Origin of the sequence: Nitrobacter sp. TKz-YC02, from assembly GCF_049852135.1 — a bacterium.
GTDB lineage: Bacteria > Pseudomonadota > Alphaproteobacteria > Rhizobiales > Xanthobacteraceae > Nitrobacter > Nitrobacter vulgaris.
The window spans coordinates 3,676,401-3,692,893 of sequence record NZ_CP180728.1 but is presented as its reverse complement, the minus strand read 5'-3'; the positions used below and the strand labels follow the sequence as shown (position 1 = coordinate 3,692,893).

General features: G+C 58.5%; 20 protein-coding genes and 1 tRNA gene. 5 read left to right on the top strand and 16 right to left on the bottom strand.

Going from position 1 to position 16,493, the window contains the following annotated elements; translation table 11 throughout:
- Positions 1–53: 53 nt before the first annotated feature.
- A complete protein-coding gene (locus tag ACM561_RS17785; RefSeq protein WP_425906828.1) occupies positions 54–515 on the bottom strand; it encodes an Hsp20 family protein in 462 nt (153 codons plus the stop codon).
- A gap of 206 nt (positions 516–721) precedes the next feature.
- Between ACM561_RS17785 and ACM561_RS17780 the strand changes: the two genes are divergently transcribed.
- Positions 722–1,666: an alpha/beta hydrolase gene (locus ACM561_RS17780; protein ID WP_425906826.1), complete on the top strand. Its 945-nt coding sequence runs from the start codon at positions 722–724 to the stop codon at positions 1,664–1,666.
- A gap of 34 nt (positions 1,667–1,700) precedes the next feature.
- Here ACM561_RS17780 and hisN read toward each other — a convergent pair whose 3' ends face one another.
- Positions 1,701–2,486: a histidinol-phosphatase gene (gene hisN, locus ACM561_RS17775; RefSeq protein ID WP_425906824.1), complete on the bottom strand. Its 786-nt coding sequence runs from the start codon at positions 2,484–2,486 to the stop codon at positions 1,701–1,703.
- 616 nt (positions 2,487–3,102) lie between these two features.
- A complete protein-coding gene (locus tag ACM561_RS17770) occupies positions 3,103–3,987 on the bottom strand; it encodes an N-formylglutamate amidohydrolase (RefSeq protein WP_425906822.1) in 885 nt (294 codons plus the stop codon).
- Positions 3,988–4,158: 171 nt separating this feature from the next.
- Here ACM561_RS17770 and cpdR point away from each other — a divergent pair, with 171 nt between their 5' ends.
- Together cpdR and ACM561_RS17760 are read left to right on the top strand one after the other, a co-directional pair.
- On the top strand, positions 4,159–4,521 hold the full coding sequence (gene cpdR, locus ACM561_RS17765) for a cell cycle two-component system response regulator CpdR (RefSeq protein WP_425909818.1): 363 nt from the start codon (positions 4,159–4,161) through the stop codon (positions 4,519–4,521).
- A gap of 76 nt (positions 4,522–4,597) precedes the next feature.
- A tRNA-Val gene (locus ACM561_RS17760) sits at positions 4,598–4,672 on the top strand.
- A 453-nt stretch (positions 4,673–5,125) separates the two neighbouring features.
- Here the strand turns inward: ACM561_RS17760 and ACM561_RS17755 are convergent.
- Positions 5,126–5,419 (bottom strand): hypothetical protein, encoded by a 294-nt coding sequence (locus ACM561_RS17755; RefSeq protein WP_425906820.1) that lies wholly within the window; start codon positions 5,417–5,419, stop codon positions 5,126–5,128.
- A gap of 477 nt (positions 5,420–5,896) precedes the next feature.
- On the opposite strand from ACM561_RS17755, the gene ACM561_RS17750 reads away from it, so the two are divergent.
- Both ACM561_RS17750 and ACM561_RS17745 read left to right on the top strand, forming a co-directional pair.
- Positions 5,897–7,090 carry an ImmA/IrrE family metallo-endopeptidase gene (locus ACM561_RS17750; protein ID WP_425906818.1) on the top strand — a complete coding sequence of 398 codons (1,194 nt, stop codon included), beginning with the start codon at positions 5,897–5,899 and terminating at the stop codon, positions 7,088–7,090.
- Complete coding sequence (locus ACM561_RS17745) at positions 7,087–7,590, top strand: DUF4411 family protein (RefSeq protein ID WP_425906817.1); 504 nt, start codon at positions 7,087–7,089, stop codon at positions 7,588–7,590. The genes ACM561_RS17750 and ACM561_RS17745 overlap by 4 nt, the downstream gene beginning before the upstream one ends.
- Before the next feature lie 152 nt (positions 7,591–7,742).
- Here ACM561_RS17745 and ACM561_RS17740 read toward each other — a convergent pair whose 3' ends face one another.
- From ACM561_RS17740 to ACM561_RS17685, 12 genes are all read right to left on the bottom strand, one after another.
- On the bottom strand, positions 7,743–8,168 hold the full coding sequence (locus ACM561_RS17740) for a hypothetical protein (protein WP_425906815.1): 426 nt from the start codon (positions 8,166–8,168) through the stop codon (positions 7,743–7,745).
- The gene (locus ACM561_RS17735) at positions 8,165–8,854 is read right to left on the bottom strand and encodes a hypothetical protein (RefSeq protein WP_425906813.1); all 690 of its coding nucleotides are present in this window, start codon (positions 8,852–8,854) and stop codon (positions 8,165–8,167) included. Before ACM561_RS17735 ends, ACM561_RS17740 begins: the two co-directional genes overlap by 4 nt.
- Positions 8,847–9,428 carry a hypothetical protein gene (locus tag ACM561_RS17730; RefSeq protein ID WP_425906811.1) on the bottom strand — a complete coding sequence of 194 codons (582 nt, stop codon included), beginning with the start codon at positions 9,426–9,428 and terminating at the stop codon, positions 8,847–8,849. The genes ACM561_RS17735 and ACM561_RS17730 overlap by 8 nt, the downstream gene beginning before the upstream one ends.
- A 1-nt stretch (position 9,429) precedes the next feature.
- A complete protein-coding gene (locus ACM561_RS17725) occupies positions 9,430–9,645 on the bottom strand; it encodes a hypothetical protein (protein ID WP_425906809.1) in 216 nt (71 codons plus the stop codon).
- A gap of 69 nt (positions 9,646–9,714) precedes the next feature.
- Positions 9,715–10,386, bottom strand: a complete 672-nt coding sequence (locus ACM561_RS17720; RefSeq protein ID WP_425906807.1) for a hypothetical protein — start codon at positions 10,384–10,386, stop codon at positions 9,715–9,717.
- 177 nt (positions 10,387–10,563) lie between these two features.
- Positions 10,564–10,992, bottom strand: a complete 429-nt coding sequence (locus ACM561_RS17715) for a hypothetical protein (RefSeq protein WP_425906806.1) — start codon at positions 10,990–10,992, stop codon at positions 10,564–10,566.
- 182 nt (positions 10,993–11,174) lie between these two features.
- Positions 11,175–12,452 carry a helicase RepA family protein gene (locus ACM561_RS17710; protein ID WP_425906804.1) on the bottom strand — a complete coding sequence of 426 codons (1,278 nt, stop codon included), beginning with the start codon at positions 12,450–12,452 and terminating at the stop codon, positions 11,175–11,177.
- Positions 12,452–12,991, bottom strand: coding sequence for a hypothetical protein (locus ACM561_RS17705; protein WP_425906802.1), 540 nt, complete (start codon positions 12,989–12,991; stop codon positions 12,452–12,454). The genes ACM561_RS17710 and ACM561_RS17705 overlap by 1 nt, the downstream gene beginning before the upstream one ends.
- Before the next feature lie 122 nt (positions 12,992–13,113).
- Positions 13,114–13,359: a helix-turn-helix transcriptional regulator gene (locus ACM561_RS17700; RefSeq protein ID WP_425906800.1), complete on the bottom strand. Its 246-nt coding sequence runs from the start codon at positions 13,357–13,359 to the stop codon at positions 13,114–13,116.
- Positions 13,360–13,437: 78 nt separating this feature from the next.
- Positions 13,438–13,968, bottom strand: coding sequence for a hypothetical protein (locus ACM561_RS17695; RefSeq protein WP_425906799.1), 531 nt, complete (start codon positions 13,966–13,968; stop codon positions 13,438–13,440).
- Positions 13,965–15,299, bottom strand: coding sequence for a tyrosine-type recombinase/integrase (locus ACM561_RS17690; RefSeq protein WP_425906797.1), 1,335 nt, complete (start codon positions 15,297–15,299; stop codon positions 13,965–13,967). The genes ACM561_RS17695 and ACM561_RS17690 overlap by 4 nt, the downstream gene beginning before the upstream one ends.
- Positions 15,300–15,836: 537 nt before the next feature.
- Positions 15,837–16,469 carry a hypothetical protein gene (locus tag ACM561_RS17685; protein WP_425906780.1) on the bottom strand — a complete coding sequence of 211 codons (633 nt, stop codon included), beginning with the start codon at positions 16,467–16,469 and terminating at the stop codon, positions 15,837–15,839.
- Positions 16,470–16,493 lie beyond the last annotated feature (24 nt).

Here is a 16,493-nt window from a genome sequence, read left to right as displayed (position 1 = left end):
GGTCTTGCCGGGGCGCTGCGGTTTTTAATGACCCGAGGGTCGAAACGATCAGATCAGGCTGCCGCCTTTTCGACCGCCGGTGCGGCGGGTGTGCTGGTCGAGATCGGAATGCTACGGGGCTTCTTGGCTTCCGGAATCTCGCGAACGAGATCGACATGCAGCAACCCGTTCTCCAGCGAGGCGTTCTTCACCTGAACGTAATCGGCCAGCTGGAATGCGCGTTCGAAGGCGCGGGCCGCGATGCCGCGATACAGCACCTCGGATTTTTCCTTGCCATTCTCATTGGTGACCTTCTCGCCTTTGATCGTCAGCGTGTTTTCCTTCGCGACGATGGAGAGCTCGTTCGGGGCAAAGCCGGAGACAGCGACGCTGATACGGTACGCATTCTCGCCGGTACGCTCGATGTTGTAGGGCGGATAGCCTGGCGCGTCGCCATTGACCTGATCGAGCAGATTGAAGAGCCGGTCAAATCCGACAGTGGAACGGTAAAACGGGGCGAGATCGAAAGTACGCATGGTTCAGTCCTCCATTGAGCGACATGTAAAGAACCCGCCCGCCAATCGGGCCGGGCTTTCGTCTGTGTGCAGCCTGATGATCCGTTTTCGGACCACTGGTAGCGGCCTGCACGAAAGTGATATGGGAGGGAATTCAGGCACGTTCAAGAGCGGGGATACGCCTGCTTCCAGGCGCCCCGCTCTTTACTCCTCCAGCCGGTTCGGTCATGAGGCTTGTTTCAATCCCTGCAAATCCGGTTCCGGAGAATTGCGTTAGCGGCACCGTAAGAACCTCTGACGGGGTCGAGTTGCGCTTCGCGCGCTGGCCGCCGACGCAAGGGCGTAAGGGGACCGTCTGCGTGTTTGCCGGACGCGGCGAGCAGATCGAAAAATACTTCGAGACCGTACGCGACCTGCGCGACCGGGGATTCGCGGTGGCGATGATCGACTGGCGCGGGCAGGGGCTTTCGTCGCGGCAGTTGCTCGATCCGCGCAAGGGATACGTGCGCCGTTTCTCCGACTACGAAATCGACGTTCGTGCCTTCGTAAAACAGGTGGTGCTGCCGGATTGTCCGCCGCCATACTTTGCACTGGGGCATTCGATGGGGGGCGCAGTGCTGCTGCGGGTGGCGCATGCCGGCAAGCGCTGGTTCGACCGCATCGTGCTGTCGGCGCCAATGATCGACCTGCCAGGACATCGCAATTCGCTCCCAGCGCGTGCGCTGCTGCGTGCGATGCGACTATTCGGGCAGGGCGGCCGCTACGTTCCCGGCGGAAGCGACCAACTCACCGGCGTTGCCAGTTTCGTCGGCAATCCCTTGACCAGCGATCCCGTGCGGTTCGCCCGCAATGTCGCAATTCTTGAGGAGGACCCCACGCTGGGAATTGCTTCTCCGACAGTGGCGTGGGCCGACACAGCCTTCCAGACGATGCACGATTTTCGCGTCGCAAGTTACCCGTCACAGATCCGTCAGCCGTTGCTGTTGATCGCGGCCGGCAACGACGCCATCGTCTCCACTCCGGCTATCGAGGAGTTTGCCTATCACCTACGCAGCGGGTTGCACCTCGTCATCGCCGGATCGAAGCATGAAATCCTGCAGGAACAGGGTCGCTACCGTGCCCAGTTCTGGGCCGCCTTCGACGCCTTCGTGCCTGGCACGCCGCTGTTCTAGTTTTCGTGTCCGATTCAACTGCGTGAATCAAACTCTAGCAATTCAGCAACTTCAGCGCGGCCTCGTGGACGCGGCGGTCGCCAGCGGCGACGACGCGGCCGCCGCCCTGTGCCGGCTTCCCTTCCCATGTTGTGATCACGCCGCCAGCCCCGGTAATGATCGGTATCAACGCCGCGATGTCATAGGGTTTCAGTTCCGTCTCAATGACGAGATCGAGATGGCCCGCGGCTAGCATGCAGTAGGAATAGCAGTCGCCGCCATAGCGGGTCAGCCGCACCTCGGCTTCGACTTTGTTGAATGCTGCGCGATCGTCGGGATTCATCAGGAGGGGACTTGTCGTGAACGAAGTTGCCTCTTGAAGTGACGGGCATCGCCGCACCGCAAGTTTGCGCCCGTCCGACGGTCCTCGATAGCGAGAGGAGCGGTTGTCGCCGCTGAACCGCTCGCCGATGTAGGGTTGATGCATCATGCCGAACACCGGCATTCCACGATGAAGCAGTGCGATCAGCGTGCCCCAAATCGGAAAACCTGCGATAAAGGATTTTGTGCCGTCGATGGGATCCAGCATCCAGACATATTCGGCGTCTTCGTTTTGATTGCCGAATTCCTCGCCGACGACGCCGTGCTCCGGAAAGTTCGCTTGGATCATCCGGCGCATTACGGCTTCGGCCGCCCGATCGGCCTCCGTTACCGGATCGAAGTCGCGACTGGCGCTCTTGTTTTCGACGCCGAGAAGAGTCGTTCTGAAAAATGGCAGGATGGTTTCGCCCGAGGCCGTCGCGAGACGGTCAATAAAGGCGGTAAAGTCAATCACCGTCACGCTATACCTCACCGGGCAATGTTCGGGCGCTACGACCCCTAGCTAAGTCGCCTCCTAATACATGTCCGGATCGGATATCGCATCGTCTGCCATTCCATCGCGGCACAGTTTTCCCGCTCTCGCATTATCGCTGCGGGGTCCGGGACTGCATCGATCGTGGATCGGATGTTGCCGCCTTGAACGCTCTGGGTTGATCCGGGAGGATCGCGCCGAAATCAGATTAAGATATTGAAATACTTAATAAATTAAAAGTTTGAGTCGAGACTCAATGAACCGGAGAAGACCACATGGATGATGAAACTAGAGCTATTTGAAAGGAAATCGCTCGAAATCCCTTGCATTTTGTGCAGCGCGGTTACATATTGTTGCGGTGCGGTAGCCATAGCTATCGCTTGCCCTCCTTGGGCGTTTCCTCCCTAGACTTGGGTCGCTTGTTCGACGAGCGGCCCTTTTTCTTTGCTTCTTTGCGCGGCTTTGCAAAGGACCATCCAGGCTTTCGCCGTCCTCGTCGATCTGAACTTCAGAAAACTTGCATCTTTATGGACTGCCGTCGGTTCGGGTCGCCAAGGCAATCTTTCCTTGCGGCACTTCCGAACATTGATTGAACGCCGGGAATCTACTCTGCGGCGGACCGGAAGGAGCCGAGATCGCCGAGCGGGATGGCGGCCAGGGCATCGGCGAGCGTCAGGAAATCCGTTGCAACCTGATGGAAGCGGGGGCCGCGCTCACGCCGCCGTTCGTCCATGTAGACCGCTCGGTTGAGTTCGAGCTGAACCGCGTGCAGCCCGCTGGCCGGATTTCCGTAATGTTCGGTGATAAATCCGCCCGCATAGGGCTTGTTGCGGGCGAGCGAGTAGCCGAGGCCTCTCATCACGTCATCGATGACGTTGGGAAGCTGCGGCGCACAACTGGTCTCATAGCGATCACCGATCACGATGTCCGGTCGCTTCGGTTCATCAAACGAGATTCCGGTCGATGGCATCGAGTGGCAATCCACAAGGATGACCGTTCCGAACGTCTGATGGGCCTTGTGGATCAGCCGCCGCAGCGCGCGATGATAGGGTTTGTAGAGCAGTTCGATCCGGCCGAGCGCATCATCCACGGCGAGACGTTCGCGATAGATTTCCTCGCCGTCGCCGACCACGCGTGGGATAGTGCCGAGACCACCGGCGACCCGCATCGATCGCGTGTTGGCGAAGCTCGGCAGCCGCCCGGTGAACATTCGAGGATCGAGCTCGTAAGGTTCGCGGTTTACGTCCACGTAGGAGCGGGGGAAGTTAACCCGGACCACTGGAAAGCCGGCATCGGTCAAGCCGCCGATCAATTCATCCATGAATGAATCTTCTGACCGGCGCAGGCCGGCGAGATCGATCCGCGAAGCGGACAGGAATTGCTCCGGATAGACCGAACCGGAATGAGGAGAGTTAAAGATGATGGGGGATCGCCATATCGCCGGCTCAGCGATCTCGAAAGGCGGTTGGTCACCGTCAAACTGGTTCATCGCCGGCGTCGTCCTTGCGCAGCCGCCTGTCGAACTTGTCTGGACAGGCGTTCCTGAATTTGCATTGTCGATAATCACGACCCTTCTGCCAAGCCAAAGTTCGTTTTCACTCCAAATTTACCAGATTTGGCTTATAGTGACTGCTCCTCCAGCCGGGCTCCAATGACCTCCATCATGCACAAAATCCTCCTTGCCGAAGACGACAACGACATGCGCCGATTTCTGGTCAAGGCGCTGGAGAATGCCGGTTTCAAGGTATCGTCCTATGACAACGGCCTGTCAGCATATCAGAGGCTGCGTGAGGAGCCATTTGAAATGCTTCTCACCGATATCGTAATGCCGGAAATGGACGGCATCGAGCTGGCGCGCCGCGCTTCGGAACTCGATCCCGACATCAAGATCATGTTCATTACTGGCTTTGCGGCCGTCGCGCTGAATTCCGATTCCCAGGCGCCGAAGAACGCCAAGGTGTTGTCCAAACCGGTGCATCTGCGTGAATTGGTCAGCGAAGTGAACAAGATGCTGGCGGCTTGATTCATTATTGTCCGCTGATCCTTGCCTGTCCGCGCGGGAGCCGATATAGGACCGGCGACCCCTTTCGGAAGTTTCCGGGCGCGTAGCTCAGCGGGAGAGCACTACCTTGACATGGTAGGGGTCACAGGTTCGATCCCTGTCGCGCCCACCATTTCACTAGTAATTTCAGATAGATGCATCGTCGCCGTTTCGGCGGTTGCGCGGTGCTGCGATGGGGTAAGCATGGGGTAAGCAGCCGCGCCTAATACGCGCGGGCATTTTGACTGTCCGGGAGGAGAGAATGCTTCGGGGATTTGGGATCGTCGCTATTGTATGGATGACTGCTGCTTGCCCTGACAGAGCCTTCGCGGATTGTTCTGACGCTACGTCGTCGTACAATTCAGCCGTCGATGATATCTCGACCTACCTCAAGCGGTATGTCCAATGCGTGAGCTCCAGCAACGGCAGCGATGATTGCTCGTCCGAATTTCGGCGGCTCAAATCAGCTCAGAGCGATTTTGAAAGCGCGGTATCTGATCATCAGGTTTATTGCCGCGAGTAAGCAAATGCCCGGGTGCCGGCCGGGCATTCTGCGAGGCAGGCTGCCTTCAACGAGCCGAAGCAACTACGCGGTCACCGGCAGCAGACCATAAGATTCGACTACGGCAATTTGATCCTCGACGAATTTTTTGATCGATGCGTCGGCGGCGGTAACCGCTTCGGCGATCTGCACCGAGAGTGCGATCCTATGGAGCCGGTAAGTCGCGCGTTGATACGACTGTACCAGCTCATCGACAGACGTGTTTTCCGGAATGTCTGCAATGGTCTTTCGAGCAAACGCCATTGCTTTTCTAAATCGGCCGTAATCGTAGGTGAGGCGAGCATTAGAGCTATCGATCGACTGAGCCCTGGTTTGCATGGTGTTTATCCTTTCCGTCGGCGGCGCCGCGCCGCTGATCTGAATCCTCTCATCGATTATCGCCAATCGCAAGATCTAAGTTATTGATTTTGTTGTGATTTTTGTTGTTTTCTGCTGTGAAAATCACAACATGATGCGATAATCGCAACATGGATTGAGAGGCAGATTATGGATGAGGACTTTCCTGTTCAAATCGTACTTGCAGCAATCTTGGCGGTTCCAATTCTCTGCGCGACCTTAAGCGTCACAGGAAGCAAATAGGAGGCAGACGACAGGAGCGTTGGCCATGACAAAGCCACTAACGGACCGTGCGTCCCCTCATTCGTCTCGCTCTCAGTCGCACCGAACCGACTTATGATGTGGAGCGAACGCGCAACCAAGGTGCACTGGCATCGTGACGCCGCAAGGCCGATATTAACAACTCAGATCCACAATGACCTACCGAGGTTGACCACCACAGAATAATGTCGAACCACGATGGCTGCCGCCGCAAAGAGAGAGAGACCGCCCTATAACCCGGCGATGCTTCGCTGGGCGAGGGAGTATCGTGGCCAGTCGATTGAAGAAGTTGCGCATCGCCTCAACCAGAAGCCCGAACGAATCACCGCATGGGAAGAGGCGCGAGAAGTCCCCACTGTGAACCAGGCGCGGGCTCTCGCCAATCTGTATAATCGATCGTTCATCGAATTCTTTCTGAAGGAGCCGCTTCAGCTTCCAGAGTCGGCGATGGTTCCTGATTTCCGTACCCACCGAGGCGTTGATCTCGCTAAAAACCATCGAGCACTGAAAGACATTCAATCTTGGGCCGAGGCTCAGAGGATAAACGCACTCGATCTCCTCCAAGAACTTAGTGAAACTCCACCTGCGTTCCCTGAACATCTCATCGCTACCGCCAAGACACAAGTTGACGACGCTGCGGCTGAAGCACGCAAAGCGATGGATTTTACGATCGATGCACAACTCGCTCTTACTTCCCAGCAGAGGGACCAACTTCCGAATATTATTCGCAGGAAGCTTGAACAAATCGGAATCCTGACGCTGAAGAACACAGCACTTGGCGAGTTGCGTGCGCGAGGCATGTGTCTGGTTGAGTTCCCTCTACCGACAGTGGTTTTCGGGAATGAGGCGCCCAGCGCACAGGCGTTTACCCTTGTGCATGAGCTGGCACACATCATCCTGCGGCAGAGCGGCATCATAGCGCCACTTGCCTATAACAATGAGGGCGGCAAGACCCACACCGAGGCGTGGTGTGATCAATTCGCCGCATCGTTTCTCATGCCAAAAGAAACGGTCTCCCGCCTTCTGGGTGAGATGCCCCCGCTGCGCCTCGATTCAATCTCCGATGATCGTCTGTCTTCTGTAGCTAATGCGCTGCGGGTCAGCCCCCACGCCATGCTGATCCGTCTCGTTCATCTCGGCTACGTGGACCGTCGCTACTATTGGGAAATCAAGAAGCCTCAGTTTGATGAAGAGGACGCCGATTTCCGTTCTTTTGGTCGAGCGCCATATTACGGGACACGCTACAAGAACGCGCTAGGCGATCTTTACACCGGACTGGTTATGGAAGCGTGGGCCAACGGCCGCATCACCAACCATAATGCAGCCCAGTATATGGGCATAAAGAATCTTCAACATCTTTACGACATACGCGATCATTTCGGTGTGTCGTGAAGAAGTATTGTTTCGACACGTCAGGAATTTCGAATCCTCTGGAAACAATGCCAGAAGATATTCACAAGACTATGTGGGCTGGGTTCTGCGAGCGAGTCGAGAGTGGATCGATCGCCACAACCACTGAGATACACAGCGAATTTTGCTATATACCAGGTGATGTTGGAAAACGCCTAATTTCCAGCAAATCGTTGCTCGTGCTGGAAGTCGGTGAGGAGTGGGACTGGCAAACCTACGTTGATCACGCTCAGCGGATGCAGGTCGACCACAAGGATTTCATCTCTGAATTTACTGGCGGGTCGGCAAAGACGATTTGCCTGAACGATCTCACTATTATCGCACTAGCAAAAACATTGAGTCTACCACTCGTGAGCATGGAGAGGTTGGTGCCGGAAGACCCTGGTACCAAGAAAAGACGCATTCCCAACATCTGCAAGGCAGAAGGCGTCGAGCACCTAGTCTTTAATGACTTCCTTCGAAGAGAAAATCTCACATTCTAAGTGGCAACGCTTCGCTATCCACCGCAAATCGTCGCGCTCATCTTCACTCCAACCAATTCATGCGATCCCTGCCGGCGCGTTTGACCTGGCTTTCGCGATCGTTCATTGGACCGGACCTTTCGGCAGCAGGACGCGGCTCGCGATCAGGTACCCTAACCATTGACCATCTCTCCGATCACAAGCCGGTACCCGGCCCGATACCCAACATTTTCAATGGTGATTCCGGACCCGGCCAAGCGGACCCGCAGATTGTGAAGCAGCGCCTTGAAAGCACGGTACATACGATCGGGCGATGGGCCTCCGTCAGGATCGCTCGCGTACATCGCGCAAAAAATCTGCTCCGTCTGGACCGCCCTACCCTTGCCCTTCCACACCGCGCGCAGCACGTTTTCCTCGCACGGCGGGACGCGGTAGTACTCAATCACGATATCGATTTCGGGCGTCTTCGTTCGCCGCCTACACATCGGGCATTCGATCGGCGTGAACGACTTGAGGCGCGGCATTTTCGTGGGCTGCACCGGTAGGCCCCGAAGTGCAGGGCTCTTTCTTATGGCGGCCGCGCTCGCTATCGCCGTCATCGGTAGCCTCGCCTTTTCGCTTCCTTGATGGCCGATCTGATCAGGCGCATGTCGTTGCCAGCGCCTGTGCGCTCCAGACTATCGATCGTTCCCGGCGCGATGATTTCCAGATCACGAATGAACGCCCGCGCGGCGCTGAGATCGGCCATGTATGTGTCGCCGAACTCTTGCTGGATCGCGGCCATGCCGGACGCGAACTCCGCCTCGATCTTCTCCGGTGCGATTGGCGAGAGGGTGTCCCCTTGCCGCTCACTGACGATATCGAGCGCGGACGTGAGCTCGGCCGCGTCCATCCCCGCCGCGCGCGCATCGGCGATTAAAGCCTCGCCGGCTGAACTAAGTGCTTCCGCTCGCTCAACATCACCATCGGATCGCGCAGAGAGGGCGAATGTGTTGAAGAAACCGGCGATCGGCTTCTCGTCGAACTGACTGGTGGCGTCATCCTTGAACAGGGTCGCGGCAGCGTCGGTTTGGGCTGGATCAGTAAGGCCGGCAGACGGCGCGGGGAGTGTGCCGCTCTTCGCCGCGTTATTCGGAAACATCCGCGCCGCCGCATCATCGGTGGCCGGCTTCTGGCCGCCCATGAGTCGCGCGGTCGCAGCGTTCTGCTGTACCTTGAAATACTCCGGCGGTTGCGATGACGCGGGGGCATCACTCGGGAATAGGATGTGAGCCGGATCAGTCATTGTGGGCCTCGTCGGTGAGTAAGTGACGCCAAGCCTGGCGCGCCCATTCTGCGACAGGACGCTCCTTGCCGAAACGATCGGTTCCGTTCGCGAACCTGAGCAACTGATCGATGGCGAACTGATCAATGTTCTTCCGGCCGACAATGGCACCGTCCGCCGGCTGGCCGGCCTCGCGCGCCGCTTTCCAGATTCCAAGCTCAACACCACGCATGTCAGAGATCAGCGCTTTGAACTCGGCGACCAGCCCATCTGCGCGGCTGGCGAGTTGAACGATTGCGGCAGCGCGTTCTCTGGCGATCTGAAGTTGGCGAGCGCGATAGTCCGCGTCCTTGGCCTCGGCGGCCTCGTGGTCCCTGCCCAGGGCAGAAATCCTGGCGTCAGCCAAGACTTCAAAATCGGCCTCGGCTTGCTGAATTTTCGTCCTGACGTTCGCAAGCAAGGTGCGGGCCTGCTCATCACCAGCGACGGCCGGAAGCGATAGCTCGCGCGCCTCGTCCTCCATCATCGAGATTTGCTCGCGGACCAGCGCGATGTTCGCGTCGATCTGCGCGACGGTTAGTGCCGATGCTGACATGTCAGGACACCCCTGCCCACGCGTCCGTTGCCAGCGTCGCAACAGTCTTGCTGCCTTCAAGGATCGGTTCGACCATCAGAGCGTGAGCGTAGTTGGCGAGACGGATACGGCCACTGTGCGCGTCGTGTCCTCCTGCCGGCTGAGCCTTCCTGATTTCGGTTTCGGCAGCATCGATGATTGCTCTCGCCGCGCGGAAATCGCTAACGAGTGTGTCCATTTCTGCTGCTTTGGCGATTATCGTCGCAATGTTCTCAGACACGGTTGCCATGTCGGTGGCCTTTCGTTTTCAGGATTTGCGCGAGCCGAGGAGCCCGCTTTCGAAGTTTTCATACTCGCAATCTGCGAAGGCCGGCCGCTCGGGCCACGGAAGGATCGGTGAGTACGGACGCGGGGGCACGTCCCAATCGGCCGGTGGCGGTGGCGGTGCAACAGCTGCTTGTGGTGCGGGAGCCGGCGCGCCGGGTGCGGGCGGCGGTGACTGCGGCGCTGGAGCAACCTCGGCTTCAATGACAGCGGCGGGCTTAACCGGAATGGTCGCGGTTATCTCGATATCGCCGGAACTCGAAAGGCTGACGGCGGCTTGTTTCGCGCTGGCGCGAGCCTTGGCGCGATCAATACGATCACCCAGACCATCGAGACCGAAACCGTCCTTGAACGCCTTCACGTTGTTTTCGGCGCGCACCTTGGCGATGCGCTTTTCGAGATCAATCAGTGCCTCCGGATCAATCTCAATTCCCTTTGGCTTCGGATGCACGTAGGGCGCAGCGGCCTTCGCTGCATCAAGCCGAATTTCAGCGTCGAGTGTTGCGTCATTCGCAACACGAGCCAGATGCTTGAGCGGCGTCCAGTCCGGGAATTCTTCCGCTACGGCTTCAATGGCTTCGATCGAACGCTTGCCGAGGCTTCCTTTCGGTCGCCCTGCGCCCTGCCGTTTTCCGCCATGTTGCGTCGATGACATGTGTGATCTTGAAAACTCGATTGCTTATCAAGAGCACTACGGGTGCAATGGTTGCCGCCACCACTGCGATCAGCGGCGGCTATGTCGCTATATGCCTTTTAATCGCGAGCGCACAAACGGCGATGAGGCGCGCGGATGGTCAGGCCGGCAGGATGAGTGCGAGGCCGAGATCGTGCCTCAGCCGTGACGCCTGGCGTATTCCAAGGCATCGTATGCGGCGAGCATTGCGTCACGGGCAGTCGCGCATAGTTCCGGCCAATAGGTTCGTTCACGGCTCGATAACGTCACGACAGCAACCCTCCATCCATCACCAAACCGGTAGATCACGAGTTTGTAGCTATCGACGCCGATCAGCGCCCATTCCCCGCGCGGTCCCCAGACCCAATCCTGATCCGCGAAACGTTCACGAGCACGTTGGCGAAAATCAACGACGGTATCGATCACGGCAAACTCGCGGTGGCTGACATTTGTGATCATGCCGCCAGTAGGTGCCTGGGTCGAGATCAGATCCGATGCAGCCCCCCGGAGCATACAGGCCCGATCACTGAACCTGCCGGTGCAGCGCCGCCGCACCATGACCGGCAGATGTGAAGGCCGAACGGTCACGGTTCCCCCACCTTGTCCGCGATGAAAGCGACGTTTCGGTCCGCCCCACTTCTGCTCCACTCCACCGCCCCGCCGACTTTCCGCGCAGAACCACTGCTCCCCACCCCTATGGGGGTGGAGTGGAGCAGTGGATAAATGCTTTTTGCGCTCCACCTTGCTCCACCTTTGCTCCACCACTTTTTTCAAACTGGAGCAGCCCATTCCCCGACCTCGATGCAGGGCCTCGGGCGGCGCTGAATGTCCTCGATCGGAACGACTTTCAGCGCCCCCGATTTGATCCAGACCGCGATCATTTTCTTGATCCTCTTCTTGCCAGCGTCACCGTAGCTGTCGATGGCGAGAACCTTGCCGATGGCGTGCCCGGCCCAATCAATCGCCTGCGCGTTCTCTCTAAAGCACTGCTCGTGCAGAGCCCTTTGAACCGTGAGCAACTTATCCGCGGTCATCCCGTCGAGGGCGTCCGGCGGCTTCCAGGCTGCGGCCACGGCAACGAAATCTTCGGGGCGATCCGCCGTGCCGTTGCCGAGCGCTTCCGACGCCAGCTTGAACCACTTCGCGGCGGAAGGTGGCGCGAGATTAGCCTTGGCATCGTCGATCCGGACGAACGACCGGCGCTCGCTTTCGGGAATATCGAGGGTGTTGGCGGCCTCCGCGCTCATAACGTTCAGCGCGCGCGCCGAGCGGACAGCGCCAGCGATGGCCGAACCGCCACGCGCCGCGTCGATGTCGGCATCGACACCGTTCAGCTTGCGAGAGTGGTGCACGAGGTCGATGGCGCACCCGGTGCGGTCCGCGACCAGGGCAAACGCCTTCACCGCTGCATCCATAGCGCCATTGTCGTTCTCGGGCATGCTGTGCACGGATACGAATGGATCGATGATCAGCACGTCGATCCGTCGATCGCGGATGGCAGCAATCAAGGCGTCGATCACCGGCATGGCGACCTTTGGCCCGTTCGCTCCCGTCTCGCCGATCCTGATCGGCACGTCGCGTCCGCTGTCGAGAAACAGCCTGCCCGCGATTTCGCTCGGCTCGATGTCGTGATGCAGACATGCCGCCACCACGCGCCGCTCTATTTCCTCACGAGGGTCCTCACCGTTCCAGAGCCAAACACGCAGCGGCCCGTGTGGCTTTAAGCCCAGCAGGGGCTTGCCTGATGCCATTGCCACGGCGTCGCCGATCGTGAGCGTCGATTTGCCGACACCGCCCGGCGCGATTGTCGCTGCGACGTATTTGCGGATCAGGTGATGCCCGTAAATCCATTGCCGTGGCGTGATCGTCGCCGGATCGCGCCAGACAAAGGCGGATGGCCTGATAGTGCACTCAGGACGTTCCCCGGACATCCCTTCTGCCGGTTCATCGCTTCGAAACGGTACGACGTTGTCCGGCAGTCCGTAATCACTCAGGGAACCGGGCGGTTCGATATCGTCGAGCCAGGCCGGTGGATCGAGGTCAAGCATCAGATGTCATCACCCGGCTCAGGGGCGTCGTCGTCGACCATCACCGGCTGCGAGTTCGGATTACGGAGCGACACCACATTGCGATCGGGCACCGGCAGCGGCGCGTTTTTCGGATGACGCGGATCATCCGGAAAGCAATCATCGCGGTCGACGCGCCCAAATTCCCGCCAAGCTGTCACGCCGTAATGGTCTTCTAGGAGCTTGATCCATTCCGATAGTCGGAGCGCGAAACCGGCGGTAATCTTGATCATGTCGCCGCCGCTACCGCCTTTCATTAGCTTTGACGGACGCACACCCGGATCGTTTCTAAGCGAAAACTGGCGCGCAACGAAACCAAGCTCTTCGATCAACGCGTCAGCCTCAACAATGAGAGCATAACGCGCCAACAGTTTGGCGCGATTCTCCTCGCTGAGACCGGTGTTGCGATACAAATGATCGGCGCGCCTCGCGATCACTTCGAGATCGGAATTGGAGAGCGGCGAGCGCCACTCAGTGCCCGCGACCGTGCGCGGGAACTTCGGGGTAAAGTCTGAAGACATGGCATGCCTCGTTGCGTGAGGCGGCCAATCGTTGTAAAAAGCGCAACACCACATCACGCTTAACGATTGATTCGCTCGGTCAGAAATGGCCGGGCGTTTTTGCTGCCCGGCAGGCGGATCGGTCAGGCGGCGGTAAGCTCGCTGGTCGAGAAAACGGGCTTCGACATGATCGACGCGGCCCATGCGTCAAGATCGGCAACGTCGTAGACGACCGTCCGCGTTCCGACCTTGCGAAACGCCGGTCCACCGCCGGCCACGGCGAGCTTGGCGAGGGTGGTGTAGGTTCGACTGATGCCGTGCTTCTCAAGCAGGTATGCGGAAGCTTCGGCGCGCTTAAGTCTCGGCCGTAGAGTGTCGTTGTTGGTCATGTTCGCCTCGCGATTTCGATTGATCGTGAGGCCAGTGGTAGATTGAGCTTACCGGTTCACTGAATTTGGTTCGGTGAACTATTTGCGCCCGAGCAGTTTCGCGACGTTCGACAGGCCAAGGAGTATTTCCGGCCCTGTCTGCCCTGCCATCCGCTCGCGCTCCCTCTCATAATCTTCGATCAGAGCCACGTACCGCTGGCGAGACGTTGGCGGCTTGGCGCGCTCAGACATGACGTGTTTCCGCTTGCTGGCTAATGCTCCGGCCTTAATTGCGAGATCACCCGCGACAAGATTGAGCGCATCGCTCACCCCAAGCTCCAGCAACCGGTCAACCGCAGCCAGGGCCATCGCATAGAAACCGGTTTCCGCTGGCGGTGGCTCCTTCCCTCCGGCTTTCTGCCCATCCGGCAGACGAAGCATTGCGTCCACATGACCGAATTCAAGCCCTTCCAGCGCGCTCAGGAGCGCCATAGCCGGGGCAACATTCTCACCATTATCATGTGCCCACTGTATTGCGTCAGTGAGCCAGATGCGGCAGGCGACGCGCCTATCTTGCGCCGTATTGGCATCCCGAAACATGCCGGCCGCGAAATCAAATTTGCCGCTCATCGCTTTGCCGTCGCCTTTGCCGCTGCCGGCAACTCGACAACGACGCCCTGCCGAGCCTCGCCCATCAACCGCGCAACCTCACCGGCCACCTTGTCGGCAGCAGCAACCAGAACAGCGTCCACGCGCCCGACATAACCAGCAGTCACGCCGCCAGCGACGTGGCCAAGTAGGGCGGCTACCGTGGGGAGCGTGAAACCGAGCGTGTCAGCAATCGTCGCAAAGCCGTGTCTCAGGCCATGCAAGGTCAGGTCAGAGAGTGCAGCGCGATCATCAGCCTCAAGTTTGGGATTCCTAATGATCCGCCCGTAGGCTTTCGGCAGTCCGCCAAAGGCGGCACCATTCTTCCGTTCTGCCGGGAATACGAAATCGCCATCCACATCGCGCGACTTGATCAATTTCAATAGATCGGCGGCAGCGCGTCCGAGCGGACGAAGGCTTTCTCCGGTCTTGCTTTCGGACAAGTGCAGGGCCCGACCGGCAAGATCGACCGCCGCCCAGCGCAGTTCAATAGCCTCGGCTCGGCGCAGGCCCGTGAGAGCAGCGAGCCTCACGGCCTCGCTCGCCTGCCACGTGACCCCAGCATCCTCAGCCTTTTCCAACGCACGTCCGAGCGCGGCATATTTCACCGGCAGATTGGCGACCTTGCGCTTATCGTCGGCCGGCATTCGAACGCCAAGCGCTGCATTTTCGGAGACAATCCCGGTTCGAACGGCATAGCTCAGGATGCCTTGCAGGAGGCCGACCGTTCTCTTTGCAGCCGTCGCACCGCCCTTGACGATGGCGCGCCCGCGCTTCTTGTCGGTCCTCACATCGGCGGCGGTCTTGCCCGCCTTCACGTCGCGGTAAAATTTTTCGATATCGGGCCGCGTCAGATCACGCACAGGCCGATGCCCAAGAAGGGGCAGGATATGTCGCGCGATCCGGCCTCGATCGATTTTGAGAGTGGACGCCTTCTTTGGTTCGCCACGCTTGCCGATGATGTTCCCAGCCTCGGCCTCGGCAAGATATTCGTCGCAGAGCTTTTTGACGGTTATCGCCCTGCGGGCCTCGTCGCGCGCTTGGGCCGGATCGTCGCCACGCGCCGCCGCTGCGAGCTTCTGGCGAGCCTCGTCGCGCGCCTGCTCGACGGTGAACACGCCCAGTTTCCCGATCGTCAGCCGCCGCGACCGGCCGTGTTTATTTCGGTACTGGACGAAAAATGACTTCACGCCTGACGGCTTCACACGAAGGCCGAGCCCCTTCACCGATCCGTCGCCGCTGTCCCACGCGAACAAGTCACCGGCAGGCGAGGGCGCGACGGCATCGACGACGCGCTTTGTCAGCTTCGGCATGATCCAACTCTCGGGTAAGCAGGGGGTAAGCACGGGTAAGCAATTTCAGGTCATTACCAAACATGACCGCTACCGTTCGAATATGATATAAATCACTGTTTTACAATGATGTAGTAAACTTACACCGTCTCAGGTAAGCACGGTCAAAAGCGCAACCCTTACCTTGACATGGTAGGGGTCACAGGTTCGATCCCTGTCGCGCCCACCACCAAGTCTTTGTTTTAGCTAGAGAATTTTATATGGTGCGAAATAGCCGTTAACTGCGGGCTTTCTCGCGTTGTTAAATTCAAAGCCCCCGTCTCCATGTCGGATTTCTGCTGAAAAATCGGCTCTGTCTCTGCTCGAAAAATTCCCGTTCCTGGGAACAAGAGAGATTAGTTCGAAGACTGGGTCGTAGGGCATTCAGTTCGATTTCCGCGAATTTGGTCCGCAAATTGCGGGCTTTTGTGTCCCCGTCGTGTCTCAGCTAGATCGTCTCAGGACGCGTTCTGTGTCTGCATCAAAAAATCCCGTTCCTGACCGGCTACTCGCCGCTGCTCACTTCGCTCTTCGCCGATATCTACCTTTCCGACGCGACCCGATGTATTCAAGCAGTTGCGCCTTCTGAAGGGCGCCAATGTCCCGTCGCGCGGTTTTCATGCTGACCTGCCAAACGGTCGTTATTTCCTTGGCGCCGTATCGGCCTCCCTCCGCGACCCGAGCTAGGAACCAATGTTGTCGTTCGTTGAGTTCTTTCGATTCAGGGTCATTTACAGGGTCGCGATCAGGGTCATCTTCAGGGTCATTTTGCCGATAACCCTTGGCCGACGGACTAAGGGCCGCCTCGCCAACGACATAGGCTTGCCTTGCCGCCGCAAGAGAAAAGCGATCCACCGGATCGCGTAATGGATTCGAGGCAGGGCCTTCGATGAGACCCAGAACGAAGGCTCTGATGACGGGCGACGATACCACGAGGCGTAAGAAAAACACCGTATCCGGGCCATGCTGTGCGGAAAGCCAATGCTTTACCGTCCTCTCGCTAGCATCGGTCTGACGCATAAGGTGCTTGACCGCCCGATGACTATCTCCGTGCTCCTTGCGCAGCAGTTCGGCAATGGTCCGTGCATACGCTTCTCGCCCATCGAGGACACCTTTCCATATCGGTAATTTCCTGCCCTTTTTCGGCAACATCCGCCATTTCCTCCGCAGTTAGAC